This is a genomic window from Nonomuraea sp. NPDC051298 (assembly GCF_055586305.1).
Genome location: NZ_JBVJIM010000030.1, coordinates 66585 through 80695 on the forward strand (window position 1 = coordinate 66585; position 14111 = coordinate 80695).

24 protein-coding genes are annotated in these 14111 nt (G+C 68.6%); 1 reads left to right on the plus strand and 23 read right to left on the minus strand.

Annotation, left to right across the window (positions count from 1 at the left end; all coding sequences use genetic code 11):
• Positions 1 to 186 precede the first annotated feature (186 nt).
• The 21 genes from ACZ6S0_RS46150 to ACZ6S0_RS46250 form a co-directional block, all read right to left on the minus strand.
• Entirely contained in the window at positions 187 to 1086 is a 900-nt protein-coding gene (locus ACZ6S0_RS46150; RefSeq protein ID WP_465926208.1) for a hypothetical protein, read from the minus strand.
• The gene (locus ACZ6S0_RS46155) at positions 1083 to 1226 is read right to left on the minus strand and encodes a hypothetical protein (protein WP_465926210.1); all 144 of its coding nucleotides are present in this window, start codon (positions 1224 to 1226) and stop codon (positions 1083 to 1085) included. Before ACZ6S0_RS46155 ends, ACZ6S0_RS46150 begins: the two co-directional genes overlap by 4 nt.
• A complete protein-coding gene (locus tag ACZ6S0_RS46160; RefSeq protein ID WP_465926212.1) occupies positions 1223 to 1474 on the minus strand; it encodes a hypothetical protein in 252 nt (83 codons plus the stop codon). The genes ACZ6S0_RS46155 and ACZ6S0_RS46160 overlap by 4 nt, the downstream gene beginning before the upstream one ends.
• Positions 1471 to 3234 carry an LAGLIDADG family homing endonuclease gene (locus tag ACZ6S0_RS46165; RefSeq protein WP_465926214.1) on the minus strand — a complete coding sequence of 588 codons (1764 nt, stop codon included), beginning with the start codon at positions 3232 to 3234 and terminating at the stop codon, positions 1471 to 1473. The genes ACZ6S0_RS46160 and ACZ6S0_RS46165 overlap by 4 nt, the downstream gene beginning before the upstream one ends.
• Positions 3234 to 3866: a hypothetical protein gene (locus tag ACZ6S0_RS46170; RefSeq protein ID WP_465926216.1), complete on the minus strand. Its 633-nt coding sequence runs from the start codon at positions 3864 to 3866 to the stop codon at positions 3234 to 3236. The genes ACZ6S0_RS46165 and ACZ6S0_RS46170 overlap by 1 nt, the downstream gene beginning before the upstream one ends.
• A gap of 3 nt (positions 3867 to 3869) precedes the next feature.
• Complete coding sequence (locus ACZ6S0_RS46175) at positions 3870 to 4403, minus strand: hypothetical protein (RefSeq protein WP_465926218.1); 534 nt, start codon at positions 4401 to 4403, stop codon at positions 3870 to 3872.
• Positions 4400 to 4699, minus strand: a complete 300-nt coding sequence (locus tag ACZ6S0_RS46180) for a hypothetical protein (protein ID WP_465926220.1) — start codon at positions 4697 to 4699, stop codon at positions 4400 to 4402. Before ACZ6S0_RS46180 ends, ACZ6S0_RS46175 begins: the two co-directional genes overlap by 4 nt.
• On the minus strand, positions 4696 to 5067 hold the full coding sequence (locus tag ACZ6S0_RS46185; protein ID WP_465926222.1) for a WhiB family transcriptional regulator: 372 nt from the start codon (positions 5065 to 5067) through the stop codon (positions 4696 to 4698). Before ACZ6S0_RS46185 ends, ACZ6S0_RS46180 begins: the two co-directional genes overlap by 4 nt.
• Positions 5064 to 5381: a hypothetical protein gene (locus ACZ6S0_RS46190; protein ID WP_465926224.1), complete on the minus strand. Its 318-nt coding sequence runs from the start codon at positions 5379 to 5381 to the stop codon at positions 5064 to 5066. The genes ACZ6S0_RS46185 and ACZ6S0_RS46190 overlap by 4 nt, the downstream gene beginning before the upstream one ends.
• A gap of 3 nt (positions 5382 to 5384) precedes the next feature.
• On the minus strand, positions 5385 to 5543 hold the full coding sequence (locus tag ACZ6S0_RS46195) for a hypothetical protein (RefSeq protein WP_465926226.1): 159 nt from the start codon (positions 5541 to 5543) through the stop codon (positions 5385 to 5387).
• A gap of 56 nt (positions 5544 to 5599) precedes the next feature.
• Positions 5600 to 6175, minus strand: a complete 576-nt coding sequence (locus ACZ6S0_RS46200) for a hypothetical protein (protein ID WP_465926228.1) — start codon at positions 6173 to 6175, stop codon at positions 5600 to 5602.
• A 2-nt stretch (positions 6176 to 6177) separates the two neighbouring features.
• Positions 6178 to 6393 carry a hypothetical protein gene (locus tag ACZ6S0_RS46205; RefSeq protein WP_465926230.1) on the minus strand — a complete coding sequence of 72 codons (216 nt, stop codon included), beginning with the start codon at positions 6391 to 6393 and terminating at the stop codon, positions 6178 to 6180.
• Positions 6390 to 6746 carry a hypothetical protein gene (locus tag ACZ6S0_RS46210; RefSeq protein WP_465926232.1) on the minus strand — a complete coding sequence of 119 codons (357 nt, stop codon included), beginning with the start codon at positions 6744 to 6746 and terminating at the stop codon, positions 6390 to 6392. The genes ACZ6S0_RS46205 and ACZ6S0_RS46210 overlap by 4 nt, the downstream gene beginning before the upstream one ends.
• Positions 6743 to 7120 (minus strand): DUF6197 family protein, encoded by a 378-nt coding sequence (locus ACZ6S0_RS46215; protein WP_465926234.1) that lies wholly within the window; start codon positions 7118 to 7120, stop codon positions 6743 to 6745. The genes ACZ6S0_RS46210 and ACZ6S0_RS46215 overlap by 4 nt, the downstream gene beginning before the upstream one ends.
• The gene (locus ACZ6S0_RS46220) at positions 7117 to 7365 is read right to left on the minus strand and encodes a hypothetical protein (RefSeq protein WP_465926236.1); all 249 of its coding nucleotides are present in this window, start codon (positions 7363 to 7365) and stop codon (positions 7117 to 7119) included. Before ACZ6S0_RS46220 ends, ACZ6S0_RS46215 begins: the two co-directional genes overlap by 4 nt.
• The gene (locus ACZ6S0_RS46225) at positions 7362 to 7793 is read right to left on the minus strand and encodes a hypothetical protein (RefSeq protein WP_465926238.1); all 432 of its coding nucleotides are present in this window, start codon (positions 7791 to 7793) and stop codon (positions 7362 to 7364) included. The genes ACZ6S0_RS46220 and ACZ6S0_RS46225 overlap by 4 nt, the downstream gene beginning before the upstream one ends.
• A gap of 95 nt (positions 7794 to 7888) precedes the next feature.
• Positions 7889 to 8278 carry a hypothetical protein gene (locus ACZ6S0_RS46230; RefSeq protein ID WP_465926240.1) on the minus strand — a complete coding sequence of 130 codons (390 nt, stop codon included), beginning with the start codon at positions 8276 to 8278 and terminating at the stop codon, positions 7889 to 7891.
• A complete protein-coding gene (locus tag ACZ6S0_RS46235) occupies positions 8278 to 9987 on the minus strand; it encodes a recombinase RecT (protein ID WP_465926242.1) in 1710 nt (569 codons plus the stop codon). The genes ACZ6S0_RS46230 and ACZ6S0_RS46235 overlap by 1 nt, the downstream gene beginning before the upstream one ends.
• The gene (locus ACZ6S0_RS46240) at positions 9977 to 10915 is read right to left on the minus strand and encodes a YqaJ viral recombinase family protein (RefSeq protein WP_465926244.1); all 939 of its coding nucleotides are present in this window, start codon (positions 10913 to 10915) and stop codon (positions 9977 to 9979) included. Before ACZ6S0_RS46240 ends, ACZ6S0_RS46235 begins: the two co-directional genes overlap by 11 nt.
• Positions 10915 to 11394, minus strand: a complete 480-nt coding sequence (locus ACZ6S0_RS46245) for a hypothetical protein (RefSeq protein WP_465926246.1) — start codon at positions 11392 to 11394, stop codon at positions 10915 to 10917. The genes ACZ6S0_RS46240 and ACZ6S0_RS46245 overlap by 1 nt, the downstream gene beginning before the upstream one ends.
• Before the next feature lie 5 nt (positions 11395 to 11399).
• Complete coding sequence (locus ACZ6S0_RS46250) at positions 11400 to 11600, minus strand: hypothetical protein (RefSeq protein ID WP_465926248.1); 201 nt, start codon at positions 11598 to 11600, stop codon at positions 11400 to 11402.
• 324 nt (positions 11601 to 11924) lie between these two features.
• Here ACZ6S0_RS46250 and ACZ6S0_RS46255 point away from each other — a divergent pair, with 324 nt between their 5' ends.
• Positions 11925 to 12437, plus strand: a complete 513-nt coding sequence (locus tag ACZ6S0_RS46255; RefSeq protein ID WP_465926250.1) for a hypothetical protein — start codon at positions 11925 to 11927, stop codon at positions 12435 to 12437.
• Between the two features lie 4 nt (positions 12438 to 12441).
• Here the strand turns inward: ACZ6S0_RS46255 and ACZ6S0_RS46260 are convergent, their stop codons facing one another.
• Both ACZ6S0_RS46260 and ACZ6S0_RS46265 read right to left on the minus strand, forming a co-directional pair.
• Positions 12442 to 13359, minus strand: a complete 918-nt coding sequence (locus ACZ6S0_RS46260; protein ID WP_465926252.1) for a helix-turn-helix transcriptional regulator — start codon at positions 13357 to 13359, stop codon at positions 12442 to 12444.
• Between the two features lie 343 nt (positions 13360 to 13702).
• The gene (locus tag ACZ6S0_RS46265) at positions 13703 to 14014 is read right to left on the minus strand and encodes a hypothetical protein (RefSeq protein WP_465926254.1); all 312 of its coding nucleotides are present in this window, start codon (positions 14012 to 14014) and stop codon (positions 13703 to 13705) included.
• Positions 14015 to 14111: the final 97 nt, after the last annotated feature.

Below are 14111 nucleotides of genomic sequence, written 5' to 3' on the forward strand. Positions count from 1 at the left end.
AGCCCTCGTCCTCGTCGTCTTCCCCGGGGAAGGGGTAGCCCTCCATTTCGTCGGGGGAGCGTTCACCTGCCTCGATCAGTAGCGCCATCTCGGCCGCGCTGATGTCGGGGAGAGGGTCGTCGCCTGCGTTGAGCCGATCGCGGGCGCTGTCGAGAAGTCGCCCGGCTCGGTCACTCCAGATGCTCATCAGCGGAGTTCTCCGTCCTGTACCAGCGGGTCCGGGAGTCGTCGTTCTGGGCGTGGTCGCATGGCTGTTCCCGGGTGGTTGCTTGGGTCGCACTTGCGCGGGCATTGATTGGTCGCGGGGCGGGAGAAGTAGTGGTCCCGCGTGTAGCAGGTGACATGCACGCTGTGGTTGTGGGTGTCGTGTCCCCGGCAGTCCCGGACCCGCTCGGTGTCGCGGCCGAGCGGGTCCCGGCCTTCCACGCACTCGCTGTCTCCATCGGCGTGCACGAGCAGGATGCCGCCGCACGGTGGCCAGGTCAGCAGCCGCTCGCGCCGCGGGTCTACCGCCAGCCAGCGTTCCTCGTACCGCTCCGCGAAGGCGCGGCACGAGGAACGGGTGTGGAAGCGGGGCTGCTGGCCGCCCGGCAGGTCGAGGTTGTCGCCGAGGTAGGTGACAGCCTTCTGCCGAGTGGTGATCGGTTCTGAGCAAGCCCAGCACGCGCCTGGCAGGATCGCCTCCATCTTGGCGACCTTGTTGAGACTGGCCGTGATCTGCTGGTCTTCCAGTTCGGCCCGGCATGGCATTGGCTCACCGCAGCAGGAGCATTGCGGCCACCGGCCCCCGACGTACACGTTCCACGTCATGTACGTGTCGGCGGGGACGTCGATCTTGCCGCCGGTCTGGTCGGGGGTGAGCCACTTGGGTTCGGCACCAGCGACCCACTGAGCGTCAACGCGGTAGGGGCGCCTCCGCCAGGTGGCCGGGTCCGGCGCCCCGGCGTCCAGCCACTTGTCCCGGTCGGCGTCGCTCAGCGGCCGGTCCCTTACCTTCTCAACGCGCCACACGGCGTGACGGAAGGCGATGAGCTGGCCGGGTTCGGGGCGTGGGTAGTCGGTGGTGCGAAGCGGATACCACTTCACCGCGGCCTCCTCGCCCAGCGGAAGACGAGCGTTGGGACGAGGAGCACGTACACCGCCGCCGAGGCGATGTAGACGCCGACCCACAGGTCACGCGGCTCGATGTAGACGGCCAGACGGCCGAAGGTGAGACGGCGCTTCATATTGCCCCCTGGAGGTGAGCACGGACGTTCGCGAGCGCGGCCATCTCCCGCTCGGGCGGGGGTTCGCACATGTCGAGGTACGCGGCGGCGATCTCGACGATGACGCGCAAGTCATCCTCGGGCACGGTGGCCTGGCCGATGTTGTGCTCGACCAGGGCGCGGAACACCTTGCTGGCGATCTCGGCGTACGTCATGCCCGCGTTCATGCCGTGTTCGATGACCTCGGCGAGCGTCAAAGCACTGATCATGCTGGGCACCCCATCTCGAACAGCGGCTCCGTCTTCACGGCCTGCACGGGCTTGCGGCGACGTTGAGCGGGTCGAGGCGAGCGGCGATGGATCAGGCCCGCCTCCGCACGAAGCCGCAGCGTCCTGAGCGTGAGCGTGCGCTTCACACCGTTCACGGTCTCGGTGAGGATCGATACGTCCTTGCCGTGCTCCTCCCGGAAACGCTGCTCCTCGGCCTCGGCCAGGGCGTACCGTTCCGGAAACTCCCGCAGGGTGAGCAGCCACTGCGCCTGGCCCGCGCGGACGCAACTGCCCTGGCAGTTGTGCGTGAGCAGGTTTCCGTCGAGCGTGAACACGTGCCCGTCTGGGACGACCGCGCACATGACCTCCTCGACACGGCCGGTCGGAACGACCTCGACCACAGCCCAATCAGCCGGCCGCTGCCTGGTGGCGCGGGCGAGGAACGCCTCCCGATGGTGGGGCAGCAGGAAGAAGTCCTCCCTGAGCGTGTCCAGGACCAGCGAGACGCTGTAGAGCGGGCTCGGCTCGGCGCCGTATCCGGTCCGCATGGCGGTGCGGAGGCGGCCCGTTGCGATGCCGATCCTGGCCGCGACGTCGTGCACGGTCTCCAGGTGGGCTCGGCTCGCCGAGTAGATGGCCGCGTTGCCATTGCTCATGCTGCCGTCAGCGGCGAAGTATCCGGCCAGCCATCCATACAGGTACGACTGGGACTCGTTCAGCGGCGGCGGTTGCTTCCATGACCTGGGCAGGTCGAGGACCCGGATCACGCCGTTGTGCTCCTTGGTCCGGCAACCGGCGAAGTAGGGCAGCATCTCCTTGTCCTTGTCTCCGCACAGGTAGGCGCGGGCAGGCTGCACCTGGCCGTTCAGCGAGGGCGCGGTGCCGTCGCCGAACGTGAACCCCGCCATGATCCCGATCGTGGACGGCACGACGTTGTGCCGGACGTGCCCGTACATGCCCGCGATGCGGTCACTGACCTTGAGATCGAGAGTCGTATGGAAGCGATAGTCGGAACGCCCGGCCTCTTTGCGTACGGGCCAGAGGTGATCGCCTGTCGCGATCACAGTCATCTCCTCCGCGTATCGCCTCAGCCGGAGTTCGTACGTGGGCTGCTCGCCGAAGGACTGGATGGTCGCCTCGCGCCACCCGCCGCCGCGGCCGAGGACCTGGACGGTCTGCCCGCAGGTCTCCCGGAGGGTCTTGATGCCCTCGCTCGTGATGTAGCGGGTATCGGGGTGCAGGCAGTTGTTGTGCGGGAAGCCGAGTTCGTACATGCGGGGGATGGCGATGCCGAGCTTGACGCACTCGGCCTTCATCCGCTCCTTGTCCCAGGTCGGGTCATCCATCAGCGGGAACTCGACCCGCCACGGCGCCCACCCCTTCACCACGCCGGGCACGCGGCGCTCCTCGGCGGCGTCGAGGCCGACGTACAGGATGGTGTCGGCCGGGTCGCAGTGCTCCTCCAGCCACCGGCGGCAGGGCTTCTGCTTAAGTTCCTTCGTGCAGGGGGCGAGCCGGCTGTTGCCGAGGAAGTGCTGGTCGAAATACACCTGGAACGGGTTCCGGCCGTCGCACACGATAGTCGGGGTGATGTCCAGGTAGTCGCTGGTCTGACCGAGGAACCGGTACAGGTCGGGGTGCTCCCACAAGGTGTCGGCGAACAGGAGCACGACGTTCTCCTTGCCGTGCTTACGGACGACGAAGTCGGCTGTGTGGAACGAGCCGAGGCCCCCGGACTTCTGGATCACGTGCAGGGTCATCAGGCGTCCGCCTTCCGGAAGCCCTGCACGTGCAGGAGCAGGCGGCCATCCCACTTCCACCGGAGCGGCGCCGTGACGCGCACCCGGTCCCCGACATCGAACGTCCCCTTGAGGCGCTCGTAACCGCGCGAGTGAAGCCACGCGTCCCCCAGAACCCCCGCATCCTCGAGAGTGAGGATCGCCCACAGCTTGCCGGTCTTCTCGCTCTCCTTCTCCTCGATGGCGATGACCGTGGCCTCGACGGTGACGGTCTTGCACTGGTCATCGCCGGGGCGGGCGGCGATTTCGGCCAGTGTGGTCACCTCTCCCTCCAGGATCTCGACGAACCTGCGGGCCTGCCGGACGCGGACGTGGCGGCAGCCGTCTGGGCTGAGGGCGAGCGTCCTGATGTTCGGTCCGGCAACCTCGATCGTGATGAGCTGATTGCGTGCGGCGGTGTGGATCGTGTTGTTGCTGCACGAGTGCGGCCCGGCCTGCCACCGGCCGCGCTGGTTGGGGCTGGGCTGGTAGGTGACGTAGCCGGTCTGCTGGTAGTCGGGGTTGGCGACGATGGCGTCGAGGAGTCGTTCGACGGCCTGCCCGACCTGAGCGATGCGGGTGTCGTTGGGGTGTTGGTGGTGGGTGGTGGTCATGGTTTAGTCCTCTCTGATGTGGCGGATCAGGTTCTCCAGGTCTGGGTGCACGTCTTCCTCGACGCCCATGGCGAAGGTGGCGAGGACGAGTCGGACGGCGTGCTCGCGGTCGATGTAGCGGGCCGCGGCTTCCTGGGCGGGCGTGGCCGGTTCGGGCGCGGGCGGGCGTTCCTCCTGTTCGTGGGCGGTCTTGAGGCTGATGCCGTACCGGCCGCGTCGCGTGATGGGCATCCAGACGGCGGAGGCGATGACGCCGTGGTCGATGACCGTGCCTCGGATGGTGTGAGGCAGGTCGTCGGCGAACATCGGGTACGTGGCGGGGCCGTAGACGTCCCGCCAGGTGACGTGGCGGGCGGTGCCGCGCAGACCGGTTGTGTGGTGGAGCCGCAGCAGCGCCGGAAACGGCGTCGGCTTGCGCCAGTCGATGCTGTCGGGGTCCACTCCGGTGGGGTCTTGGATGATGCCGCCGTACTGGTCGTACGGCACGAGCGCGGGGACGGCGCGGGGCTGCTCGTGCGCGGGCCGGGCCGGGCTCATGGCTGGTCCGCCGCGGGGTCGTGAGCCACCTGTGGTAGCAGGCCCCGTGCGAGCTTGGCTCCGCGTACGGCCGCTGCGGCGGGGTCGTCAGTCCGGCTGCGCGCGAGCGCGTCCACGCGGCGGGCGGGGGTGAGGCGCCATCCATGCCCGTTCAGGTCGAGCATGAAGCGGCGGGCGAACACGTCGGCGGGCTCGCGCTGGTCGGGCGGTACGGCGGCCCACTCACGTAGGCGTTTCGTCAGGACATTGACGGCTTCGTCGATTGCCTGCTGCTGGTAGTCGGCTCTGGCGCTCATGATCCATGTGCCTTTCGCTGCCGCTGGGCGGCGGCCTGACGTTGCCGCTTGCGATGGTCGATCTTGCGTTCGTGGTAGGTGTCGCCGTGCCAGACGCCGCCTCGTTGGACGGGTTCGCTGAAGCTGCGCTCGTACTCGGCGCAGTCCGCTCGGACGGGACAGGCGGCGCACAGGGCCTTCGCTCGCGCTTCGCGTTCCTCCTTCTCCTCGGGTGTCTCCCGCTCCTCCTCGGGAGCGTCGGAGGGCGGGCCGAAGAACAGGTCGTGCCCGACCGTGAAGCATGCGGCGTTCCGAAACCATCCGGGCATCTGCGGCAGGTCGATCGAGCCGATGGCGCGCAGGTCCGGGGTGGTGCGGTAGCGGCTCATCGCGGCGGCTCCTCGCCCTCGTTGAGGAGGCCGATCTCCTGCGCAGCGGCCAGGTAGCGGTCGATGGTCCGCTTGTCCTTGCCCATCCGCTCGGCAATCTTGTGCCGGTCCAGGCCCGCGCGGTGCTCGTCGGCCGCTCTCTTGACGAGCGCGTACGCGCCCGGCGTGGTCGGCATCCATGCCGGGCCGCGGGCGGCGGGCTTGACCTCGAACCCTGCCGTGCGTAGCGCCCGCAGGAGCCTGCGCGCGGTGGGGTCCGGGTGGCGGGCCAGTTCCCTGGTGAGGACGGCCGCCGCAGACGTGGTGGTGGTCATCTCCTACTCCTGGAAGGTGGTGTGGCGGTGGTGGATGTTCGGGTGGTTGGCCAGTCGCCGCGCGGCGTCGAGGTCGGCCTGGGTGAGGTCGCGGCCCTCGACGACCGCGACCGGCCGGATGCGGTCGCCGTTCCATACGGCGGCGCGCGGCCGGTCAGGCATGCGCGGTCGTTGCCGGTTCCGCCAACGTCGCTCGTCAACGACGTCGGATGAGGTCTTCACGCTGCCTCCTTGCGGTGCAGCTTGATGGAGGTGAGCACGTGGCGATGCTCAGCGGGGAGCGGGAGCGCGGGGCAGCCGAGGAGGTCGAGGACGAGCCAGCGCGCCCAGGCCGCGTCGCACTCGTCTTCGCTGGGGAACGTGGCGCCCGCGAACCGTGAGGCAGCGTCGCCCATCTGGACTTTGGAAGCGTCACCGTCCCCGGTGGCGTACATCTTCAGGTGCTTGACGTTGATAACCGCGATGGCGATCCCGGCCCGCCAGCAGGCGAGCCGGACCGTCCCGCCGATCTCGGCGAGCCGATGCGTCCCCGATGACCGCTTCTGGAAGGCGTAGTCCTCGATCCCGATCGCTTCCGTGCCCGAGGCGAGGATGTGACGCATACACTCGGCATCGACGTGATCCATCCGCCGCATGTTGTCGGCGAACGTCCGCCTCTCCCCCCGCTTCACCCTGACCTTGGGCGCGGTGATGAGGCGGGTGGTGCCGTCCGGCAGGACCAGCCCGGACTTCTCGGCGGCCTGGTCGAGCCCGGACACCCGCGGTGGCTGCCCGGCCGGCGGTGTGATGGTCACTGCTACTCCTTCGGGTCTCTCGGGGTCTCGATCGCGTGGAGGCCGCGGTGGGCGAAGTCGCGCCACTGCTGCTCGTTGGCGCGCTGGGCGGCGTCAGCCCGGCGCACCGCGTGGCTGTGCGCGAGAAGGGCTCCGACGACGACGATGACGGAGGCGAGCCCGATCACAGCGGCGACGTCCCAGATCACCGCCCACGCGGTCCACAGCAGGTCGATCACGGCTGCACCGCCTGCCCGGCTTCGAGCTGGGCGCGCAGTTGAAGCCGCTCGGCGTCCGCTTGCCGCAGACGCTCCTCCACGCTGGCCAGCCGTCCTGCAGTCTCCGCCTGGGCGACGATCGCGTTGTGCGCGGCCTCGTGGGCGTTCGCGCAGGAGCGTTTGAGGAGTTCGACCCGGGCGGCGCTGGCACGTCGGCCGCCCTCCGCACCGACGACGACGCCCAGCCCGGCGCCAGCCAGCCACGCGAGAAGGGCGGCGATGAGCGCGAACACGCCCGCGTTGATGAACGACAGTGCCGTCATCGCCAGCATGACGCCAGCGGCGACGGCGAGCTGCCACGTGGAGACCTTCACCCGTTCTCCTGGTCGAGGTTGAGCGCGGCCAGCACCTCGTCGAGGGTGCGGCCCTTGGTGTCGTTCCAGCTCGTCAGCCACCACTTCGGGCTGAGCTCGTCGCCCTCGGGGTTGCGGCCCAGGCTGGTGGCGATCTCGTCCATGAGGTTGTGTGCCGCATTCCACTTGGCGATGAAGTCGGCGTCGCCGTGGCGGGGCTTCTTGCGGGCCAGGGCGAGTGGCGGGAGTCCCGTGCCGCGTCCGATCGCTTCGACCAGGCAGCAGCCGGTCCTGCCGCGTCGGTTGCTGGTGTAGTTGCCCTGGATCCAGCCGTCGCGGTGCAGGACGGCGGTCGCACCCGGGCGGATCGTGTCTGGGCTGATGGTGATGGTCATGTGGGTACCTTTCGAGAGGTGATTCCTGCGTTGGCCAGGTCTTCGGGCGTGCATGGCGCGACGCCGATCTCCTGGCCGGGGTGGTCGAGGTAGGCTCGCTCGAACGCCGCCATGACGTACGGGAACGGCAGCGGGCGCTCCGGTTCGAGCGCAACCTTGTTCACGAACACCAGCCAGAACGGGCCGGGCTCGCGGATGTAGTCGATGTCGATCGACAGCAAGACGGCGGTCACCAGTTCGTTCACGCGGCCGGACCCTCCCCGCCAGGCAGCCGCCCCGGTACGGCCAGGACACCGAGCGGCGGCATCTGGCACGCCTCCAGCGCGGGCAGATGCGTGCCGTTCTCCTCGTGGACCGGGCCCAGCACCGCGTGCACGACGGCGATCCGGCCGCATGCGCATACCTGCGTCGGCCGCGGCTGCTGCTCGCCCGGCTCTCGAGGCTCGTCCTTGCCGACCAGGGTGAGGAGCTGTTCCCGGCTGAGGATCAGGTCTGCGAGTTGCTGCTTGGCCGTCGTCGTCTCCACATCCAGGTCGGAGAGACGCCGCTTGGTGGCCGTGATGGCGCCGTCTACCTGCTCGATGCCCTGAGCGAGGAAGGTGCGGACCGCGGGCGTGTAGATGTCGGGTGTCCCCGGCTGGCCGGTCTGCTCGGGGAGGGTATCGATCGACATCTCATGTCCTTTCTCAAGGGGTTGGGGGTGTTGGGGGTGTTGGGGCCGGCTGAGCGCCCCCGCCTCGTACGTGCTCAGGGCACCCAGCCGGGGTCTTAGGGGGCGTGCTCCGTGCTGGTGCGGGTCGTCACGACGTAGCCGCCGATGTAGAACGGCAGACGTCGGACGATCCGGCAGCCGGTGCACTTGCATTCGGCCTGCTCGTCGCGCTGGCTGTCGGCGGTGTACGCCCGGGTGGCGTGCCCGGCGAGTTCTTCCCGCAGCGCGCCGATCAGCAGCGCGCGGTCGGCCCGTAACTCGGCCAGTTCCTCAGCGAGGATCGCTTCCCGGCAGTCGCACGCGGGATGGTGGTCGGTGCAGGCTGCGGCTCGGGGGTCGCGCGTGTCCTTGGGCAGCGGCCGGGTGACGTACGGGTGGAAGGTCGGCCGGGAACACCCGTTGGAGAAGGTGACGATGTGCGGTAGTGCGATCTCCTTGGACAACATCAGGCGCCACCGCTCTGCTGCCCGGCGGCCTGCGCGGCGACGGTCTGCCGGTAGTCCTCCGGAGTGAACCGGCCGTTGCCGGGCTCCGCGCTGAGCGCCCTGAGGAAGGCGTCCAGGTGGACGTTGGACACCTCGTCCAGCCTGGTCAGGGCCTGCCTGCTGCGGCGCTTGGTGTTGGCACTGACCCACATACACAGCGCCGGCGTCATCTCCTCGCGGGCCCCGTCCAGATCGGTCCACACGTTGAAGATCCGCTGCTTGAGGTCGTCGCGACGGGCCCGCGCCTCGGGTTCGAGCTTGGCGATCGCCTCGTCCGCCTTCGCTGCGGTGAGCTGGGCGGTCGAGGTGACCTTGACGTTGCAGTTGGCCAGGAGCCACAGGAAGCGGGCGTCTCCGCTGATGCCCGCCTCCCCGAGCAGCATGTTCAGCTTGGTGAGCGTCTGCCGGTTGGCGGCACCGACTGGCCGCTCCCGTCCCTGATTACGCGCGGGTGGTGTGGGCTGCTCCGGCGCGGGCGGGGCCTGGGCCGGAGCGGTGGCGGGTTCGGCCGCCGGAGGTTGCGGCGCCGCCCGGCTCGGCACGTCGGCTGCTGGCGGTGGTGGCGTCTGCTCGTTCAGGTGCAGGCCCTGGTTGACGGCGGCCTGCACCGTCGCGATGTCGTCCCGGTTCATCTCCTTCGGGTGGTTGACCTGTCGCTTCAGGACCTTGGACAGGTAGGTGAGCATCGCCGGGCCGTTGATGCCCTTGGCTAGGAGGGCTGTGCCCAGGTCAGCCAGCATCTCGGACTTGGTCAGCTCGTCCGTCCCCTGCTCGTCGGACGCCGTGCCGTCCACGCGTTCGGCGAACAGCCGGATAACTGAACGGGGCCGCGGCGCCTCTTCCTGCCCGCCGCCGTCCTCGTCGGCCGCGTCGTCCTCACCCGGGCGGTCGGGGTGCACGGTGACCTGGAGGATGTCGCCGCGCGGGTCGTCGTCAGTGCGGGTGCCCTCATCGGCGTACGCAGCGGTGACCAGCTCGATCACCTGCGGCAGAAGCTTGACCAGCCGGGCTCGGATCATGGTCTTCTTGCCCTGCTCATCAAATTCGGGCGAGTGCTCACCGTGCTGGTACCAGGGGCCGCCCGAATGGGTGAGGGCGTGCTTGTCGCGGTGGCGGACCATCTGCGCGTGCGTCATCGGCTCGGTGACGTGCAGCTCGCCCCGGTACTTCGCCATCGCGAAGTAGTCCGTGGTGGGCCGCTGGTCACGGCGGGGGTCGCGCCGGTTGGGCTCGTACTGGACGTGCCAGTCGCCGTCGTCAAACCACGCTCTGTACTTGTCGCCTTCCTTGATGACGTAGGCGCCCATGCGGGTGGTGGCGGGGTCGCGGTAGCCGATGTCCGTGAACCCCTTGTATCCGACGATCAGCGTGGCATCGAGCCGATTCCCCGCCTTCTTGTTCTTCATCGGGATCAGGTAGGCGTGGCCGAGCGCGGGCACGTGCGGGCGCAGGTTGAGCTGCGCGCACGTCACCAGCCCGCCGATCACGCTCGGCAGGTAGACGTTCGCCAGGTCCGGGTTATGCGCGAGCGCGTTGCGCGCGTCCTGCACAAACCGCTCCACGCGGACCTCGGGCGGCAGTGCCTCCCGGAAAACCCGCTCGTAGTCCGTGATCGTGTCGTCCAGCTTCGCGAGCTGTTCCTTCTGCCGGTGCGTCAGTTCAGCGCCCATCGGAGTCTCCTTCCAGGGCGGGAAGCTTGATCTCTTTGAGGTTTCGCACGGCCTGCACGTGCGGGTGGGGGCCGGAGTTGCGGCGGCGGGTGGCGATGGTCTGGCCGTTCAGGAGGAGCTTCTTCGCCCTTCCGGCTTCGGCCATGACGTCAGACTTCGCGCCCGTCAGCTCCTCCTCAGCCTCGGCGGCGGCGAGCACGGCCTTGACGAACCGGACACCGACCGGGTCCGAAAGGGTGACCGCCAGGCCCTTGTCGATGTCGGGGTGCTCGGCGCGCAGCGTGCGGTAGGTGTGCGGGTGGTGGTCGAGCGGCGGCATGATGCCCCACAGCAGGTTCGCGCGGAACTCCGCTGCTCGCGCGACGAGCTCGCGGGCCGCTTCGGCGTCGTATTCGACGACGTACTCCGCGAAGTCCAGGCCCGGTCCGATCATCGGGACGTACCAGCGCGGCAGGCCGAAGATGTGCATGTACCACATGACCTGCACCCAGTACGCGGCCGGGATCTCGTCGGTGCCGGGCTCGCCCCACTCATCGCGGTATCGGGCCGACTTGTACTCGCCGCCCGCCACCAGCCGACCGCCCTGGTAGGCGAGCGCGTCGGGGTTGGTGAGCATCCAGCCGCGCACGTACGTGCCGGGGTGGTCCACGATCTCCCACTCCGGGTGGAGCTTGCGGAAGTACGCGGCGAGGGACGGTTCGAGGAGGTTCCCGCGTTCGGCGGCCTCTCCCGGCTCCTCGCGTTCGGCCTGACCCGTGAAGATGCGGGCGAGCCCGTACGGGGAGACGAACGTGTTGCAGCCGACGAGCGCGGCGGCATCGGTGCCGCCGATACGCGGCCCGTCCGGTCCCATGCGGGAGGCAAGCCACTCTGGGCTGCCCGGCTCGAACTGGCCGAGCAGCTCGGGAGCTCCGGTGATGGTGGTCATCAGAACGGCGGCTCGTCGTTCCACGGGTCCGGCAGCCGGTCCGGCAGCCGGACCGGCTGGCCATTCCGGACGAGCAGCGTGAGGTTCTGAGCGTGGGCGAGCAGCACGTCCGCGTCCTCGTAGCAGTAGGGGTCGCCGCCGTATACACCGTGGGGGCAGCGGTCGGTGTTGCTCACCAACCGGACGCCAACCTGTTCGCCTTCCTCGTGATCGATGATCGGGAGGCCGAACCAGGTGAGGTCGTCGCCCTTCCACACGTCGCCCTCCTGCGGGGGCCAATGCGTGGGCGGGACGGGTGCGACCTTCACGCCGACGTGATCGAGCGGGATGTGGAGGATGGTGCTGGTCTGGGAGCCGTTCGGGCCGGCGAGCTTCACGGAGATGTCGGTGGTGCCGCCTCGTTCGGAGGTGGTGCCGACGACGAGGACGTTCTCCAGGGTGATGTTGCAGCGGCGACCGGTCTCGTAGTAGGTGCCCATTGCGGTCAGCCCTCCTGGTTGGCGAGGACGGCGCGGGCCGCGTCGATGTGCTGGGCGGCGGCTTCGGGGCCGACCTGCTTGATGAGAAGGTCGCGGACGGTGGCGCTGATGAGGGGGCATCCGTCCGCGTGGTTGAGGGCGGCGATGAGCGCGAGGTCGGCGGCGCGGTTGGCGGCGTGGTCTGTGTGGGGGTTGCTGGTCACCATGTCTCCCTGGCTGGTTGGCGCTTCCGCCAACGTGTCCGTTGCATGCGGAATGTGGCGTTTCCGCTGGTGGTGGTGTCCATCACGAGACTTGTTGATCTTGGTAAGGCGTGTCTCGCGACACATCTAGCCTACGCCTTTGCGACGCGCATGTCACGCTCCTATCGCGTCGATTGCGTCGCTAGTGAGAGCTTCTCAAGATCAACGTATCGACCACTAAAGATCGATCTTGACCTAGTCAGGCAGACGCGACCGACGCCCGCCCGAGTGATACGCTCGCGTCGATCCCGAGCCCGCCACGGCACGCCACGAGGGGATACCGCCACCATGTCACCAGCCACCGAGACCACCCAGCTCAGCCCTGAGATGGCGCTCATCGTCCGCTATCGTAGGCGTGAGGGCACCCCCGAACCCGAGCTTCAGGTCCGCCCCCTTGCCCGGAAGATCAGCAGAGCGTCCGGGCACAGATTCGGGGAGCAGAAGTGGCGCCGCCGCGAGTCCGGCGAAGTCACCGACATCTCCGACATCGACTGCGCGTGGATGGCCTGGGCCGTGGACCTGCCACCCGACGAACTGGCCGCCACCGGCCGCACCGCCGCCGCCGAACTGGAACGGCAGATCATCACCGAGCAGGCGGCCAAGACCGCCCCCGCCGCCGACCAGCTCGACCTGGCTGACGGGCTAGAGACCATGGTGCAGCAGCGGATGGAGGCAGTGCGGCTCCTGCCCGGCATCACCAAAGAGGACTGCGAGCGCATCGAGAAGTTCCTCCGGCAGCGCCTGGCGCAGGCGCTCGACGACACGCAGGCCCGGATCGACATGCTGACACGCCCCCAGTAAGGGTTCAGTTCATCCAGCGGGTCGCCGCGTGCCGGATCAGCTCATTCCGGGACCGCACCCCCGCACGCTGTTGCAGATCGGCCAGCCGCCGATGCACCGTACGCACCCCCAGGCCGACGATCCGCGCGATTCGCTCGTTGGTCGCGCCGGAGACGAGAAGCCCGACGATGTGCCGCTCCTCCAGGCTGAACTCCTCGCTCAGTCCGGCCGCGCCGCCGACCAGTGGTGTCGCCTGATTCCAGCACTGCTCGAACACCATCTGATGGGCGATCAGCTCCGTGCCGCCCGTGATCAGATGCGTAGACAGCTTGTCGTCGTGGTCCTGCGGGTACGCGGGCACCAGCGCACGCTGGCCATCCGCGATGATCAGTTTGTAAGGAAGCGTCGGGGCGATGCGGATCTGCGTGTTCGGTAGATCCATGTCGTTGCGGATGCCGTCCAGAGCGCGGTCATCGTCCACGACGGCCTGCTCATAGAGGATGCGGAGATGGGGCGTGCGGATCGTTCCAGTGCTGTCGCGGCGGGCGTCGTCGTCGCGGGAGTGCACGGTGGTGAGCCGAACGAACGGGGCAGTGATGAACTTGTCCAGCGTGCGCGTCGCGTTCAACTCCAGGTCGTCCATGTACGACTGGAGCTGAACGCGGGACGTCAGCAGAGTCACCGGTCCGCTGCTGCCTGGCTGGTGAGCGAGATCGTAGATCTCCTGAAGTTCGGCGACCCGCGCCTTGGCCGCGAACAGGCTCCCCTCCCGTTCCCTGACGAGGCGCTGGAACGCCTGGTCGGGGCGGGGCACGTCCAGCGGCTCCCCCGATACCAGGCCCAGTTCGCGCAAGCCCTCCAGATCGGCGGCCACCTCATCGCCGAACCGGCCGACCAGCGTCTGAACGTCGGTTCGCGGGTTCGCCGCCAGGTAGCGGAACACCTGCTCCTCCCGTGGGCTCATCCCCAGCGGTGTCATATCGCCTCCCCGTCATGATCGCTTACCGGCCGTCCTCTGCGTCATGTGACGTTTGAGTGACGCATGAGGTTTGCGTCGTTTTGCCCCCACCGGTACAACTTCCGCCAACTCCGAGCCCACCGCACCTCAGCGACCAGGCGAACACCCGCGTGCAGCGGCACCCACAACCACACCGCCGAGACCCCGGTCATCTCGCAGGTGAGCGGCTCGTCGCCATGTGCCAGCAGCGCGACCGGAGCAGCCAGCCCAGCGACGAGAGTCATCGCGTGGGCCGGCCAGCATGCTCGTGCGGTTCGGCCGGATGTGCTCACCATCCACCCTCATTGCCATTCGCCTGCTCCAGGTGGGTGACGGTGACCGTGGTAGTGGTCTCGGTCACGGTCTTGGTGACGGTCCTGGATCCGTCCGGGTTGGTGACGGTCTCGGTCTTCTCCGTCTTCGTGGTGGTGACAACCGGCGCTGTGGTGGAGCTGGCGCTTGGTGTGACGGACGCCGTCGCGGTAGGCGTGGGCGTGGGGAGTTCGTCGGCGGAGGCCGCGGCGGTCAGGGCGGCGAGCGCGAGCATCGTTCCGGCGCACACGAGGCTGATCCTGCGGATGCGCCCGGCGGGATTCACCATGGTCTGGTCACTCCTTGTGGCGATTTGGGGGTGAGCGGTAATCCGTGCCCCCGAGGTTTAAGGCTGGAATGACATGTGTAAACGGTCGTGTCATACC